This window comes from Histophilus somni, assembly GCF_014202395.1.
GTDB lineage: Bacteria > Pseudomonadota > Gammaproteobacteria > Enterobacterales > Pasteurellaceae > Histophilus > Histophilus somni.
This window is the reverse complement of sequence record NZ_JACHGQ010000001.1, coordinates 39,945-56,003: the sequence shown is the minus strand read 5'-3', so window position 1 is coordinate 56,003 and position 16,059 is coordinate 39,945. Positions and strand designations below refer to the sequence as shown.

The window sequence follows — 16,059 nt, the reverse complement described above, 5'->3', positions numbered from 1 at the left end:
TAGATTATCGGTACTTCTAAATTTCCAGTAGCAAGCGAGTCGGATCTTCCAGCAAGTCCTTCACTGTCACCAAGAAACCGACGCTTTCACGTCCATCGATTAAACGGTGATCATAGCTTAGTGCCAAATACATCATTGGGCGAATAACCACTTCACCATTAACCGCAACGGGACGATCTTTAATCGCATGCATACCCAAAATCGCACTTTGTGGCGGATTTATAATAGGTGTTGACATTAAAGAACCAAAAACGCCACCGTTAGTAATAGTAAAATTCCCCCCCGTTAAATCTTCAACGGTCAATTTTCCATCACGACCTTTTTCCGCCAACAATTTAATTTCTTTTTCAATATCTGCCATACTTAATTTATCGCAATTACGTACAACCGGCGTTACCAAACCACGAGGTGTGGAAACAGCAATACTAATATCAAAATAATTGTGGTAAACAATATCATCACCATCAATAGATGCGTTAATCTCCGGATAGCGTTTTAGTGCTTCAACCACCGCTTTGATATAAAAAGACATAAATCCTAAGCGTGCACCATGTTGTTTCTCAAATTTTTCTGCATAACGCTTGCGTAAATTCATAATCGGCTGCATATCCACTTCATTAAATGTTGTCAGCATTGCAGTAGTATTTTTTGCTTCCAGTAAACGCTCTGCGATACGCTTACGTAAACGTGTCATTGGTACACGTTTTTCATTGCGATGATCAATTTTCAACCCAGTTGCAATAGACTGAGATGCTTGTGCCGTTTCTGTTTGTTGTGCTTTTTGCTTAACCACTAACGCTATATCTTCACGAGTAATTCGACCACCTACACCTGTACCTTTAATTTCATCAGCATTTAATTCATGCTCCGCTAACAAACGACGAACAGCCGGACTCAGTACATCGCTACTTGCATCAGTATTCAAATTAGCCGAATGACGATCTGCCGGTGTTTTTTCCACATTCTGTACAGTTGATTTTGTAACTTCTCCAATACCTGCCGAAGCGGATACTTTACCCAACAATTGTTTACTCACGACAGTTGAACCTTCCGGTTGTAAAATAGTTTCAAGCACCCCATCACTAAGTGCGGGAATTTCCAACACAATTTTATCAGTTTCAATTTCCACTAAAACTTCATCACATTTTACCGCATCACCCACGTTCTTATGCCACGTTACAACGGTTGCATCCGCCACAGATTCAGGGAGATCCGGAGTAATAATATCGAAATTGCTCATATTTTTTCCTCCTATTCATATTTCGCTTAAAATTAGATATATATCCGTTAATTATTGAAAATTTTTCCAATACTTTAACCTAGCAAAATTACGCTAATGCCTCAGTTACCAAAGCTCGTTGTTGCTCATTATGTAGAGATAAATAGCCCACTGCCGGTGAAGCTGAAGCTGGACGACCAACATAACGCAACTTACCATGTGGGGGTAATGATGTCCAAAAATTATGCTGACAGCAATACCAAGCACCTTGGTTTAACGGTTCTTCCTGACACCAAACATAATCAGTTACGTGAGAGTAAGGAGCTAAAACCTCTTTCATTTCTTCATGAGGATACGGATAAAGTTGCTCAATACGAATAATTGCCACATCTGTCTGATTATTTGCTCGACGTTGTTCCAATAAATCATAATAAACTTTTCCGGAACACATCACGACACGACGAACTTTTTGAGGATCAATAGCATCAATTTCCGCAATCACATTTTGATATTTTCCATTCACTAACTCCTCCATAGTAGATACCACAAGCGGACGACGTAACAATGATTTTGGTGTAATAACAATTAATGGACGACGTACTTTACGCAACATTTGACGACGTAATAAATGATAAATTTGTGCCGGAGTAGAAGGTACACATACTTGCATGTTTTGCTGTGCACAGAGTTGCAAATAACGCTCCAAGCGAGCAGAAGAATGTTCTGGACCTTGCCCTTCATATCCATGTGGCAACAACATCACTAAACCACACATACGTCCCCATTTTTGCTCGCCGGAACTAATAAATTGATCGATCACAACTTGTGCAACATTCGCAAAATCACCAAATTGTGCCTCCCAAATAGTTAATGTCCGTGGTGCCGCTGTTGCGTAACCATATTCATAAGCTAAAACAGCTTCTTCTGATAATACAGAATCCCAAACTTCAAAACGCCCTTGTTGAGCATGTAATTGAGTTAATGGAATATACAACGTCGCATCTTTTTGATTGTGTAATACTGAATGGCGATGAAAGAAAGTACCACGTCCCACATCCTCACCAGATAAACGAACATTATATCCCTCATCAAGCAAGGTCGCATAAGCCATTGTTTCAGCCATACCCCAATCAAATAATTTATCGCCTTGTGCCATTGATAAACGATCATCGTAAAGTTTTTTCACTCGAGGATGTAATGAATGCGAACTTGGATAATCACATACTTTCTTAGCTAATCCGACAAAACGCTCAGAATCAAAGGAACCATCATACTCAGTCCATTCTTGCGTTAAGTACTTAGTCCAATCTTTCGTTTCAATATCCGCTTCACGCCATTCCGGTACAACACAACCTCCATTATCCAAAGCATCTCGATATTTATTTGCTAATTCAATTGCATATGCTTCATCAATAATACCTTCAGTAACTAGACGGTTCGTATAAACTTTCGGAGGTGTTGGATGCTTACGGATACGTTCATACATAAGCGGTTGAGTAACAGCAGGTTCATCTGCTTCATTATGCCCATGTCGACGATATGACACCAAATCAATAAAAATATCACGCTTAAATTTTGCTCTAAATTCAACCGCCATTCGTGCAGCATAAGCAACAGCTTCCGGATCATCACCATTTACATGGATAACCGGTGCCTCAATCATCTTCGCTATATCAGTACAATATTCTGTTGAACGTGTATCCTGTAGATTTGAAGTGGTAAAACCAATTTGATTATTAATCACCACACGAATTGTCCCACCAACTGTATAGCCTCTCACTTCTGACATATTCAGTGTCTCTTGAACAATGCCCTGCCCTGCAACCGCACTATCTCCATGCACCGTAATTGGTAACACTTGAGAATGTTCAACGTCCTGAATACGATTTTGTCTTGCTCGCACAGAACCTAAAACAACAGGATTAACAATCTCTAAATGAGAAGGATTAAATGCCAATGCTAAATGTACAATACCATTGTCCGTCATAAAATCAGATGAAAATCCCTGATGATATTTAACATCCCCCGTCCCACTGCCACTATGCTTACCGGCAAACTCATCGAATAATTCTGAAGGCTTTTTACCCAACACATTAACCAATAGATTCAAGCGACCTCTATGTGCCATGCCCATCACAATTTCTTTCACACCATTTCTGCTACTATGACGAATCATTTCTTTCATTAACAGTATAAAAGCATCGCTACCTTCTAAAGAAAAGCGTTTCGCTCCGGGAAATTTCGCCCCTAAATAACGTTCTAATCCATCTGCTGCAATTAATTCTTCTAAAAATTTCAGTTGCTCTTCTCGGGTGAACAGCGGTTTATCTAATAACCTCTCAACTTTGCGTTGCAACCACGTACGAGCGTCAAGATCGTTAACATGCATAAATTCTAAACCAATCGTACTGCAATAAGTCTTTTTCAACGAATCGGCTAAATCACGTAACGAAATTTGTTCCTTGTTATAAACATAACCGCCAATATCAAAAACTTCATCTAAATCATTATCAGAAAAACCATAAAACTTATAATCAAGCGTTGGTGCCTCCATACGTTGCCACATTTTTAACGGATCCAAATCCGCATGTAGATGCCCTCGGTTACGATGCCCATTTATCCATTTAAGCACATTAACCAATCTCGCACTAACATTAGGATCTATCACCCCCACTCCATTTTGAGAAGTATCACGTGCTAAACGTTTAAAATAATCACGAACTTTTGAATGAGGCTGCTCAAGTGCGTTCTGTTTTGGAAGAGAATTGAAAACTTGTTGCCAACTTTCGTCAACAGCTTGAGGGTTATCAAGATAATCTTCATAAAGATCCTCGACATAAGACTGGTTCGCACCACCTAAAGCACTGGATGCCAACCATTCACTGATAGGGCTATTTTTTTTCATTATGACCACCTAACTTGATTATTGATAGCAATTTACAGTGTAATTTTTTCCATTATACATAGATTTAGCCATAAACAATCTATTTATTTGATAAGCTATATCAATTTCAGCTGGAAATTAAAAATCAAATTACCTATCTAAGCAATAAAAAAGTTAAAAAGTTGTTAATAATTTTTTATTTTTTTGATCTACATCTCATTTTTAAACATCCAACACCTTATTTGTAAAAATAATGTAAAATTTATGCAGACAGTAACAAAATTAAACGTTATATTGAAAACATACACAAATATTCAACATCTTACTTTCTTTATAAACTTTTAAACTCTCAAGGGGGAATGTCTTATGTCTAAATTAACAGCAAAACTTACACTTAGTGACGGACGTGAATTTGATTTAAATGTTCAACAAGGAACGCTTGGATACGATGCTGTTGACGTTCAACCGTTAGTTAAAAATAAATTATTTACTTTTGACCCCGGATTTATGTCAACTGCCTCTTGCGTTTCCGAAATCACCTATATAGATGGTGATAACGGCGTACTGTTACATCGTGGTTATCCTATTGCGGATCTTGCTAAAAATGCGGATTATTTAGAAGTTGCTCATCTACTGTTATTTGGAGAACGCCCGAATAAAGAAGAATATGCCAACTTTATAAAGTTGGTCAAAAATCATACTTTAGTACATGAGCAAATTTCTCGCTTCTTCCATGGATTCCGTAGAGACTCTCACCCTATGGCGATTATGTGCGGGGTAAGCGGTGCCTTAGCAGCTTTCTATCATGATTCCTTGGATATTAATGATATTGAACACCGAGAATTAACAGCAATTCGTTTATTAGCGAAAATGCCAACGCTTGCGGCGATGTGTTATAAATATTCTATTGGACAACCTTTTATGTTCCCATTAAACAAACTTTCTTATGCAGGAAATTTTTTATATATGATGTTCGCAACGCCTTGTGAACCTTATGAAGTTAACCCTGTATTAGAAAAAGCGATGGATAGAATTTTCATTTTGCATGCAGATCATGAACAAAATGCCTCAACATCTACAGTGCGTACCGCTGCTTCGTCCGGAGCAAACCCTTTTGCTTGTATCGCTGCAGGAATTGCCTCTCTTTGGGGACCGGCTCATGGGGGAGCAAATGAAGCTTGTATTAACATGCTAGAAGAAATCGGTTCTGTTGATCGTATTCCTGAATACATTGCACGAGCAAAAGATAAAAACGATCCTTTCAGATTAATGGGATTCGGACATCGAGTTTATAAAAATTACGATCCTCGAGCTAAAGTGATGCGTCAAACTTGCCATGAAGTATTAAAAGAATTAAACATTCAGACACCGCTCTTTGACGTTGCTATGGAATTAGAACGTATTGCGTTAAATGATCCTTACTTTATCGATCATAAACTGTATCCAAATGTCGATTTTTATTCAGGAATTATCTTGAAAGCAATAGGTATTCCGACATCAATGTTTACTGTTATTTTCGCTTTAGCTAGAACAGTAGGTTGGATTGCTCATTGGAAAGAAATGTTTAAACCTGGCAATATGAAGATTGTACGCCCTCGTCAATTATACAAAGGACATACAGAACGTAACTTTGATGCCATTGAAAAATAATTTCTGTCAGAGTTAAAGTGAAGCTCGTCTCTTTTTGAATGGCGAGCTTGATTTTTTGTACCTTATTCTATTTTTATCAAAATTTACAATAAATCGTGGTAAAATTAGACTAATTAATCATAATCGGGAATTTTTCTATGGCATACACTACCTTTTCACAAACTAAAAATAATCAATTATTGGAACCTATGTTTTTTGGTCAAAACGTCAATGTTGCCCGTTATGACCAACAAAAATATGAAACCTTTGAGAAATTAATTGAAAAGCAACTCTCTTTCTTCTGGCGACCGGAAGAAGTCGATGTATCACAAGACCGCATTGATTATCAAGCACTACCTGAACATGAGAAACACATCTTTATTAGTAATCTAAAATATCAGACATTATTAGATTCTATCCAAGGTCGTAGCCCCAATGTTGCCTTACTGCCATTAGTTTCCATTCCGGAATTGGAAACATGGATCGAAACTTGGACATTCTCAGAAACGATTCATTCCCGTTCTTATACACATATTATTCGTAATATCGTAAATGATCCGTCAATCGTTTTTGACGATATTGTCACAAACGAAGAAATTATCAAACGTGCAAGAGATATTTCTTCTTACTATGATGATCTAATCCGTGACAGTCAACTTTACGGATTATATGGCGAGGGTACTTATACAGTGGATGGTAAAGCCTGTAAAGTCACTTTACGCAACTTAAAACGCCAACTTTATCTCTGTTTAATGAGTGTAAATGCGTTAGAAGCAATCCGCTTTTATGTTTCCTTTGCTTGCTCTTTCGCTTTTGCTGAACGCAAATTAATGGAAGGTAATGCAAAAATTATTAAATTTATTGCCCGTGATGAAGCACTGCATTTGACAGGCACTCAGCATATCCTCAACATCATGGCGGCGGGACAAGATGATCCTGAAATGGCTGAAATCGCTGAAGAATGTAAACAAGAGGCTTATGAGTTATTCGTTGCAGCGGCGGAACAAGAAAAGGAATGGGCTGATTATCTCTTTAAAGATGGCTCAATGATCGGATTAAATAAAGATATTCTTGTGCAATATGTGGAATATATCACAAACATTCGTATGCAAGCTGTGGGCTTGCCATTGCCCTTCCAAGCACGTTCAAACCCAATTCCTTGGATAAACGCTTGGTTAGTATCGGATAATGTTCAAGTTGCTCCACAAGAAGTTGAAGTCAGTTCTTATCTTGTCGGACAAATTGATGCCAAAGTAGATACAAATGACTTCGGCGATTTCGATCTATAAAACACCTATAAAATCAACCGCACTTTGACCTAGGTTAAAAGTGCGGTTGATTTTTACTAAAAATAATGAAGATTTATCAAGTTTATATCAGCAATTACCGGCAAACGCTTACCCATGCCAACGAAATGCCTTTATTGGAAAAATTAGAAAAAAACGGCATTATACATGAATATCAATGTCGCTCAGGTTATTGTGGTTCATGTCGGGTAAAACTACAAAAAGGCAAAGTGTCTTATAAAGAACAGCCCCTTGCCTTTCTTAATCCAAATGAAATATTACTTTGTTGTTGCCAATTGGAAGATGATATAGAAATCGAACTCTAATCTATACACATGCAAAAATGCGACTTCCAATTCACTTATCTCTTAAAAAATATTTACTGGTTAGCGTTTTCCTTCGTTGTTACAAACAATAGCCAATATCCTACTACAGCCGATACACTAGAACCAAACAAGATACCTAATCGTGCATAAGCGGTTAAGTGTCCATCTCCCCCACCAAAAGCAAGACTGGCTAAAAACATCGACATGGTAAACCCTATACCACAAAGTACCGAAACTGCAAATATCTGTTTAAAATTAATACCTTCAGGTAGTTTTGCTATATGCAGTTTCACTGATAAGTAGCTAAATAAAAACACACCAATCGGCTTACCTAACAATAACCCCAACGTAACACCCAGTGTTAATGGTGAAGTTAATGCTTCCATACCCAAACCGGACAAAGGAATACCGGCATTACAAAAAGCAAAGAGCGGTAAAATTAAAAATGAGCTCCAAGGTGCAATAGCATGTTCCATTTCAACCAAAGGTTCGCTGTTATTTTTACCTTTCAGCGGTACACAAAAACCTATAATGACACCAGCTAATGTCGCATGTACACCTGATTTCAATACAGATACCCAAAGGATAATCCCAACGACAACATAAGCGATTAAATTTGATACTTTGAAACGATTTAACAAAATTAAGCCAACAATAGCAATACTTGCTAAAATCAACGCTTTTGTACTTAAATCATGTGAGAAAAATAAAGCAATCACAATAATTGCACCTAAATCATCAATAATAGCCAATGCTAATAAAAATACTTTTAAAGCAAGAGGTACTCGAGTACCTAGCAACACTAATACACCAATAGCAAAAGCAATATCGGTCGCCATTGGAATGGCCCAACCGCCGTGATAATCAGGAACACCTTGATTTACAAGCCAATATACTAAAGCCGGTACAATCATTCCGCCACAAGCCGCAATTGCCGGAAAAATAGCCTTCTGATAGCTGGAAATCGCACCAATCAACATCTCACGTTTCACTTCCAAGCCGACAAGAACAAAGAAAATCGCCATAAATCCGTCATTTACCCACATTAATAACGGTTTATTAAGTTCAACGATAGATCCGAATTGAATAATCACCGGAGCATTCAGAAAACTAAAGTAATGATCTCTTAACGGAGAATTGGCAAATATCACCGCCCCTACAGAAAAAACCAATAACAGGATTCCTCCGGCGGCCTCCATTTGTAAAAATTGGCGAATACATTCCCGAATTTTTTCAGTCATTATTTTCATTATTACTTCCTTTGCATAACTAAAAACGCATATAACAAGTTTTTATCACGAACTTTTATTTAGGGTCAAGGCAAATCAAACAATTTTTTCTATTGATAAAAAAAACACAACAAAGTTCACAATAATATTCAACAAATTTAACAAAACTTTATACAAAAACAAATTTACTCAACACATTTAAAGCTGTTGATACACTCTCAACGCATACGCATCGGACATTCCCGCAATATAATCGCAAATAATTCGCTTACGATCTGTTTCTGTTGCTTTTTGCCAACGCATTGCTGTATTACGAGGCAGTAAACGCAACGGATCACTGTCAAAAATTTGAAACATTTCAGTAAGCATTCTTTGCCCTTTATATTCGACACGTTGTGTATCAACATGTTTAATCACATACTCCCATACGAAGTGTTTAAAAATAGTTAAAACTTCAATAACTTCATCAGGTAATTCGGCGTTATAACGTAATAAAGGCTCGGAAAAACCATTATTTATTTTCCAACGTACATGGGTAATAAAATAATTCACCAATGCACCGATGGCATTTTTACGCTCATAGTGTAATTCCGAAAAAAGTTTTTGACTGAGCGAGGATATAGTCTGAACAATCCATTCAGAACGACATTTTGTTAATTTTTCCACCGCACTTTGCCATTGCTGAAACGTTACCACGCCAACAACAATCGCATCTTCTAAATCATGTACCGCATAAGCAATATCATCTGCAAGTTCCATAATACTGCAATCCAAAGATTTATAACGGGTTTTCAAAACCTCATCAGGACGAGTACGCTCTTTTTTATATTGCCCGAATAAAGTGCGGTCATTTTCCGATAAGGGTTCAAGTAACCATTCAAACATTTTCAAATCATCACGAAAAATCCCTTTTCCCGGTTTCCACGCTGAAATCTTCACATATTTAGAATCAACATTATCGACAATTACCCCTTGATGATATTGTGGGGAAGAACGATCTAAAATCGTAGGATATTTAACAACGCCCAATAACGTTCGACGAGTTAAATTCATTCCTGCATTAGGCGTATAAGGCTCAAGCTTAGTTAATAAACGAAACGTTTGTGCATTTCCCTCAAATCCCCCATGATGACGCATCATATAATTCAAGGCGACTTCTCCGCCATGTCCAAAGGGCGGATGACCGATATCATGAGCAAAACAAAGGCTTTCAATGAGGTCATTAGACGGCAGTATTAATTTAAGTTGTTTTTGCAAATCTGCTCGATCTTCCTTGAGCTGTTGAGCTAAATAAATAAAACTATCAATAAGTTTCATTTGTGCAACGATACTGCTACCAATTTGAGCAACCTCAAGCGAATGGGTTAAACGAGTGCGGTAAAAATCATTTTCGCCTATAGCGTGAATTTGTGTTTTTGCTTGTAAACAACGGAAAGCCGCACTATGCAATATTCTCCCACGATCACGACGAAAAGGCGGACGATGATCTTTCTCTCTCGGCGGATCGGCAAGAAAGCGTTCTTGCCAAGATGAATTAATTTGCAACTTCATATTTATCCTTGAATGAAAAACATACACAGCCAAAATACTAACGGTGCTAATAACGAACTTATAATGCCACATAATACCAAAGCAATAGAACTATAACTACCTGCTTTGGGATCCGTATTCATACAGCTCACTGTCCCTAAAACATGCGAAACGGCACCAATCGCTAATCCGTGGCTTTCTAAATGCTTAATACCTATTTTTTGCAAAATAATACGACCTAAAACAGCACCTTGCAAACCGGCGATAAGTACACCCACCGCCGTAACAGAAGGAATCCCACCTAAATTTTCCGCCATAACCGTTGCAATAGCGGTAGTTACCGACTTAGGTATAATTGACGCAACGATTTCAGGTGTGGCACCGAATAAAATTGCTAACAATGCACCTGACAACATAGCAAATAATGAAGCAAAAGACGTAACCAATAAAATTATTTGCCAATGCCGACGAATTTGTGGCAATTGCTCATAAAGCGGCAATGCCAACGCAATAATACTAAGTCCTAACAAATGATTAAGCGGTTTATTTCCTTGATAATAACGTTCAAAAGGAATATCAAAAATCAAGAAAATCACAATCAAAATGAGCAATGTAAGCACAAATGAATTAAATACAACGGATTTCCAACGTTTATTAATTAACAAAGCAAGTGCAAAAATTGCCACTGTTAATAAACTATAAAAATACATCATATTATTTTTTTTCCTTGACGTTTTTGATACATTCTTTGACGTAAATAAACAAAAGAGCGGCGTGAAAATAAATATTCTGCCAAAATACCTATTAATACCAAAGTTAATATAGTACTAATAATATTCGGTAATAAAAATGACGTTGCTTGAGTAACTAATATATCTGCATATTCCACAATTCCCATACTAACCGGAACAAACAACACGGACATATAACGAATTAACAGACTTGCACCAAAATTTACCCACTCTGTTTTGATAACCTTTGTCAACAATCCTAAAAATAATACTAGCAATCCCCAAATACTTGCCGGCACACTCAGCGGAACAATAAACCCAATCACATTACCCAAATATAAAGCGATATACAAAACGGCGAAAGAACGAGCAAACTCAAAAACACGTCTTAACATAATGATAACAACTTAAAATTCAACAAAAATAATAAAATTTATAAATTGATTTTACTCTTATTTTATTCGTTTTGTTACGTTTTTTCGGTAGAATAAGCGAAATTACCTTGAATAAAATGATCAATATGTGGAAAAAAATCTTTTTTATTTTATTTTTTTGTGCCATTTCTAGTGTTTCAGCCAAAAATCCCCGCATTCTTCCTTGTTATGTAGTGAAAATTAGTGATGGCGATACATTTACCTGCTCACTTCGCAATAACAAAAAGGTAAAAGTGCGTTTACAAGAAATTGACGCACCGGAAAAAGGACAGCCGTTTGGTAAAAAAGCCCAACACTATCTTACAAAGTTAATTTATAAAAAAAACGTAAAATTGCATGTGTCAAGCTATGACCGTTATCAACGCATGCTCGCAACGGTTTATAACTCACAAGGAAAAAATATTAATTTAGCGATGGTAAATGCAGGTTTTGCTTGGGCATATCAACAATATTTAAAAGATCCGCAGTATCTACAAGCACAAAAATACGCACAACGTAAACGTCTTGGCTTATGGCAAGATCCTCATCCTGTATATCCACATCAATGGCGTAAACAAAAAAAGCAAAAGATAAAAAAATATGATTTTTGATCCAACATTATTTCGCCAGCAATTTCCTTTTTTTCACCAAAAAAATGGTATCACTTATCTAGACAGTGCGGCGACCACCTTAAAACCGCAAGTTCTCCTGGACGCAACGCAGCATTTTTATGCTTCTGCCGGCTCCGTACATCGAAGCCAATATGATGCAAAACAGACCGCACTTTTTGAACAAGCGAGAAAGCAGGTCAAAAAACTGATCAACGCTGAAAGTGAAGAAACCGTTATTTGGACATCCGGCACCACACAAAGCATCAACATTGTCGCCTACGGCTTAATGGCACAACTTTCCCCAAACGATGAAATTATCATTAGCGAAGCGGAACATCATGCAAATTTTGTTACTTGGCAACAAATTGCTAAAAAGTGCGGTGCAACATTAATTATTTTACCGTTGCAAGATAATTTACTCATTGATCAACAAATTCTACAAAAATCCTTAAACAAAAAAACGAAATTAGTCGCCTTAAATGTGATCTCCAATGTAACAGGAACACAACAACCGCTGACACAGCTTATCCCCATCATACGAGAAAAAAGCAGTGCCTTGATTTTATTAGATTGTGCACAAGCCATTAACCATCAAACCATTGATCTTCAAAGGCTTGATGCAGATTTTATCGTTTTTTCCGCACATAAAATTTACGGACCGACAGGGTTGGGTGTATTAAGTGGAAAACGTTCTGCTTTAGAACGATTACAACCCAGTTTTTTCGGCGGAAAAATGGTTGAACAGGTTTCAAAACAAGAAACTGTTTTTGCCTCTTTACCTTATCGCCTCGAAAGCGGCACACCCAATATTGCTGGCGTAATCGGTTTCGGTGCGGTATTAAATTGGCTGGAACAATGGAATATCATACAAGGGGAACAATTTGCCGTGCAACTGGCGGAAAAAACAAAAGAGCGGTTAAAAAATTATCCTCATTGTCGCCTATTTAATTCGCCACACCCAAGCACATTTGTTTGCTTTACATTCACCACAATCGCCACATCGGATATTGCGACCCTACTTGCAGAACAACATATTGCCTTGCGTAGTGGCGAACATTGTGCAACCCCCTATTTACAGCGTCTAGGACAAAAAAGCACCCTACGCCTCTCTTTCGCCCCTTACAATAACCAAGAAGATATTGAACTGTTTTTTAGTGCATTGGATAAAAGTTTGGAGTTATTGGCATGATTGAACAAATCAAACAAGCGAAAAATTGGGAAGAACGTTATCGCTTAATCATTTTGGCAGGAAAAAATCTCCGCCAACCGACAGAACAACAATTGGCTGAAATGGAAATCATTCAAGGTTGCGAAGTCAAAGTATGGTTTAAATGCTTACTTAAAACAGACCGCACTTTTGAATGCCACGCTTATAGCGAAGCAAGAATTATGAATGGCTTATTATGGATGTTATTGCAAGAAATGAACGGCAAACAAGCGACTCAATTGGCAGAATTTGATTTAATCCAATATTTCGATGAACTCGGCATTGCCCAACGTTTAACCGATACAAGACTTAACGGCTTAAAACAAATTGAACAAAAAATAAAGCAAGCAACAAGATAACCTTATCAGACATGTTGTTTTCGTCTTATTTCTTTTGACGTTTTTTTACGCATCTTTCAGCTCCAAAAGTTCGTCCAGCGTACTCACGGTGTAAATTCCGCTTTCCAGCTCGTGAATGGCTCGTAGCGTAATATCATTCAGTTCATAATCAGCTTGGGATGGAGAAATGCCATAGCTGTCCAAAATCACCTTTGCTACAGTAGGGGCGAATCACATTCGCCCCATGACATCCACCCGAACGGAGAATAAAATACATAAAAAGGCGGATATAATCTGCCCCTCCCCTTGTTTCTTTAAATTGCCATCAATGCGGATATTTAAGTTTGAAGTTGTCATAATTTAGGCTCACATTATAGATAAAAAGCAAATTACATTACATTTACATTTCATTATAATTTAAATATAATTAGAACCCACTTTAAATAGCGTTTAAATGTCATTAACTTTGGAGGTTTATTATGGATTATACAAATTTTAATATGCGACTTGATAACGACTTGCGTGGACGGGCTTATCCTATTTTGGAGCAGTATGGATTGACGCCAAGTCAAGCGGTAAGAATGTTTTTTAATCAGATTGCACAAACCGGTAAAATACCCTTGTCGTTTGATTGGGCGGAAAATCAAACTTTAACCCCAAAAGCAGCCGCACGGTTACGCCAAACTGAGCAGGAATTCGCCAATGGCGAATTTGAACGCTTTTATAGCCTAGATGAACTCAATCAAGCGATAAAGGAGAGCTCGCATGGCTAAACGCAAATTTGATATGGCAAAATCTTTTAAACGTGATTTGAGAAAACATTACTTGGCTTTAGTCGGCGAAGCATGGGCAGAGATTTCAAACTGTCTTTTGAATGACTTGCCAATTCCTGAAAAGTATCAAGATCACCCGCTTAAAGGCGATAAATCAGGCTTTCGAGACTGCCATGTCAAACCGGATTTAGTGTTGATATACAAAATCGTTGATGATGTTGTGGAGTTACATTACCTTGATAGCCATAGCGAAATTTTTGGCTAGCCTACCGCTCTTTGTTGCAAAAATGTCAAAAAAAACCGCTCCGAAGAGCGGTTAAATTTTTGAGGTTTTATTATATATTATATATTAGAAGTAAACACGTAAGCCTGCTGCGTAGAAACTTTCTCTCACGTTTTTATCTTTTGTAGCTGCTTTAACACGGCTATTAGCAAATTCTGCATAGGCTAATAAATTTTTGTTAAAGGCATAGTCAGCACCGACGATAAATACGTTTTGTACTGCTTTTTCATGTTCTTTTAAATTTAAGTCAGCTACTTTTACATAAGAAAGTGCAAAAGGCTGTTCAAATTTTTTAGCCTCAGTACCGCTAGCACTTCTTAAACTATTACGTTGCCATTGTGTATAAACATTTAAGACATCCGGTAATACTGCATATTTTGCACCGACTTCAACAAAGCGAGCAGAACCTTGAAATTCGTGTTGAACTTTAGATTGATACACTGTTTGACCGTATTCAATACCGAAAGATGCCGGTCCGAATTCCACTTGCGTTGCTAAACGCCAAGCTTGTTGTTGATTATCAGTTTTAGAAGCAATAACACCAACTTTGGTATTTTCGTTACGAACTGTATAACCCGCATTGGCATTTACCTTAACATCACCAAAATTACCTGTATAGAACGCAGACAATCCGTAAGTATTTTTTAATTTAACATGTTTTTTGTCTGAATCCTTTCCTTGAATATCTTTTTTATGTGCTTCACCGAAGCCATAATCAGCACCAAAACCTAAAGTTTGCCCTTCCGCTAATTGGATATCTGCTGTACGGAAAGACACCACTTTATCACCGGAAGTAACCAAGTTGTTGTTACCGCCAAAGATATAGGTATGATCATTTAATTGCACATCATCCGCAGTGGTATTTTGTTTACCGAAAGTTACTTTACCGATATCGTTATGTTTTAAGCCTAACCATAATTTAGAAAGTTTGATGTCGTTAAAAGATGTATCTTCTTTTTCAGCATCACCTAACCCGAAACGAACCGCACCGATTGCTTTTAAGCCGTTTTGTACTTCATGCTCCGCTTTAAACTCCACACGAGAGCTGTTATTACGTAAATCGGTACGTTGAGCATCACCGAATTTACCTAACATTACATCAATACGACCGCCAACATCTACTTTGGTACCGTTTTGATTATAAACAGTTGTTGCGTTTGCTGATGCCGCAACTGCCGCTACCGCTAATGCTACTAATGTCTTTTTCATAATAAAATTCCTTTCAAATTTAAATTATTTTACTACTGAATTGAACCTTTCCATATATGAAAAGTCCAAGCCAACTTTTAAAAAAAAGCGAGCCTATATTGGCAAAGAAACCGTTTACAGTCAACTAAATTTAATAAAAAAATGCTAAATTTAGTGATCTAAATCACACTTTTTGAATAATTTTTGAACTTTTTTGCGGTACTTTTATTTATTTTAATGATTCGCTTAATATCGTTTATTTTCCAGCAAATACGCTACTTTTGCGTTCTTCTTTCTCTATACAGCTATCAACCGTATGATCAGGGGTTATCTTGACCACTAAAGGGTAAAAATTTCATTCTGGCGTTAATCATCTCAATACTTTTGAATACGCTTGATTGTTTTTCATTTT

16 protein-coding genes are annotated in these 16,059 nt (G+C 37.3%); 8 read left to right on the top strand and 8 right to left on the bottom strand.

Features of this window, described 5'->3' with window-relative positions:
- Positions 1-16 precede the first annotated feature (16 nt).
- Both odhB and sucA read right to left on the bottom strand, forming a co-directional pair.
- The gene (gene odhB, locus HNR69_RS00265) at positions 17-1,240 is read right to left on the bottom strand and encodes a 2-oxoglutarate dehydrogenase complex dihydrolipoyllysine-residue succinyltransferase (RefSeq protein ID WP_011609112.1); all 1,224 of its coding nucleotides are present in this window, start codon (positions 1,238-1,240) and stop codon (positions 17-19) included.
- Between the two features lie 88 nt (positions 1,241-1,328).
- The gene (gene sucA / locus HNR69_RS00260; RefSeq protein WP_132994435.1) at positions 1,329-4,124 is read right to left on the bottom strand and encodes a 2-oxoglutarate dehydrogenase E1 component; all 2,796 of its coding nucleotides are present in this window, start codon (positions 4,122-4,124) and stop codon (positions 1,329-1,331) included.
- A gap of 345 nt (positions 4,125-4,469) precedes the next feature.
- Here sucA and HNR69_RS00255 point away from each other — a divergent pair, with 345 nt between their 5' ends.
- The 3 genes from HNR69_RS00255 (at position 4,470) to yfaE (ending at position 7,344) form a co-directional block, all read left to right on the top strand.
- On the top strand, positions 4,470-5,753 hold the full coding sequence (locus HNR69_RS00255; RefSeq protein WP_136122215.1) for a citrate synthase: 1,284 nt from the start codon (positions 4,470-4,472) through the stop codon (positions 5,751-5,753).
- 137 nt (positions 5,754-5,890) lie between these two features.
- Positions 5,891-7,021, top strand: a complete 1,131-nt coding sequence (gene nrdB / locus HNR69_RS00250) for a class Ia ribonucleoside-diphosphate reductase subunit beta (protein ID WP_011609115.1) — start codon at positions 5,891-5,893, stop codon at positions 7,019-7,021.
- A gap of 65 nt (positions 7,022-7,086) precedes the next feature.
- Positions 7,087-7,344 carry a class I ribonucleotide reductase maintenance protein YfaE gene (gene yfaE, locus HNR69_RS00245; protein WP_011609116.1) on the top strand — a complete coding sequence of 86 codons (258 nt, stop codon included), beginning with the start codon at positions 7,087-7,089 and terminating at the stop codon, positions 7,342-7,344.
- Between the two features lie 53 nt (positions 7,345-7,397).
- Here yfaE and nhaA read toward each other — a convergent pair whose 3' ends face one another.
- The 4 genes from nhaA to HNR69_RS00225 form a co-directional block, all read right to left on the bottom strand.
- Positions 7,398-8,585: a Na+/H+ antiporter NhaA gene (gene nhaA, locus HNR69_RS00240; RefSeq protein WP_011609117.1), complete on the bottom strand. Its 1,188-nt coding sequence runs from the start codon at positions 8,583-8,585 to the stop codon at positions 7,398-7,400.
- Positions 8,586-8,771: 186 nt separating this feature from the next.
- Positions 8,772-10,124, bottom strand: a complete 1,353-nt coding sequence (locus HNR69_RS00235; RefSeq protein ID WP_136122214.1) for an anti-phage deoxyguanosine triphosphatase — start codon at positions 10,122-10,124, stop codon at positions 8,772-8,774.
- Between the two features lie 2 nt (positions 10,125-10,126).
- Complete coding sequence (locus HNR69_RS00230; protein ID WP_075293923.1) at positions 10,127-10,816, bottom strand: CidB/LrgB family autolysis modulator; 690 nt, start codon at positions 10,814-10,816, stop codon at positions 10,127-10,129.
- Complete coding sequence (locus HNR69_RS00225; RefSeq protein WP_075293924.1) at positions 10,813-11,229, bottom strand: CidA/LrgA family protein; 417 nt, start codon at positions 11,227-11,229, stop codon at positions 10,813-10,815. The genes HNR69_RS00230 and HNR69_RS00225 overlap by 4 nt, the downstream gene beginning before the upstream one ends.
- A 125-nt stretch (positions 11,230-11,354) precedes the next feature.
- Between HNR69_RS00225 and HNR69_RS00220 the strand changes: the two genes are divergently transcribed.
- The 3 genes from HNR69_RS00220 to HNR69_RS00210 are packed head-to-tail and all read left to right on the top strand — an operon-like array spanning position 11,355 to position 13,424.
- Positions 11,355-11,858, top strand: a complete 504-nt coding sequence (locus tag HNR69_RS00220; RefSeq protein WP_041604213.1) for a thermonuclease family protein — start codon at positions 11,355-11,357, stop codon at positions 11,856-11,858.
- The gene (locus tag HNR69_RS00215) at positions 11,848-13,047 is read left to right on the top strand and encodes a cysteine desulfurase (RefSeq protein WP_075293925.1); all 1,200 of its coding nucleotides are present in this window, start codon (positions 11,848-11,850) and stop codon (positions 13,045-13,047) included. The genes HNR69_RS00220 and HNR69_RS00215 overlap by 11 nt, the downstream gene beginning before the upstream one ends.
- A complete protein-coding gene (locus HNR69_RS00210; protein ID WP_075293926.1) occupies positions 13,044-13,424 on the top strand; it encodes a SufE family protein in 381 nt (126 codons plus the stop codon). The genes HNR69_RS00215 and HNR69_RS00210 overlap by 4 nt, the downstream gene beginning before the upstream one ends.
- A 210-nt stretch (positions 13,425-13,634) precedes the next feature.
- On the opposite strand, the gene HNR69_RS09525 is transcribed toward HNR69_RS00210, so the two are convergent.
- Positions 13,635-13,760 (bottom strand): hypothetical protein, encoded by a 126-nt coding sequence (locus tag HNR69_RS09525; RefSeq protein ID WP_256692932.1) that lies wholly within the window; start codon positions 13,758-13,760, stop codon positions 13,635-13,637.
- Positions 13,761-13,882: 122 nt separating this feature from the next.
- Here HNR69_RS09525 and HNR69_RS00200 point away from each other — a divergent pair, with 122 nt between their 5' ends.
- A complete protein-coding gene (locus HNR69_RS00200; RefSeq protein ID WP_136122213.1) occupies positions 13,883-14,176 on the top strand; it encodes a type II toxin-antitoxin system RelB/DinJ family antitoxin in 294 nt (97 codons plus the stop codon).
- Positions 14,169-14,441 (top strand): type II toxin-antitoxin system YafQ family toxin, encoded by a 273-nt coding sequence (locus HNR69_RS00195; protein WP_012340589.1) that lies wholly within the window; start codon positions 14,169-14,171, stop codon positions 14,439-14,441. Before HNR69_RS00200 ends, HNR69_RS00195 begins: the two co-directional genes overlap by 8 nt.
- A gap of 84 nt (positions 14,442-14,525) precedes the next feature.
- Here the strand turns inward: HNR69_RS00195 and HNR69_RS00190 are convergent, their stop codons facing one another.
- Complete coding sequence (locus HNR69_RS00190; RefSeq protein WP_136122127.1) at positions 14,526-15,668, bottom strand: porin; 1,143 nt, start codon at positions 15,666-15,668, stop codon at positions 14,526-14,528.
- Positions 15,669-16,059: the final 391 nt, after the last annotated feature.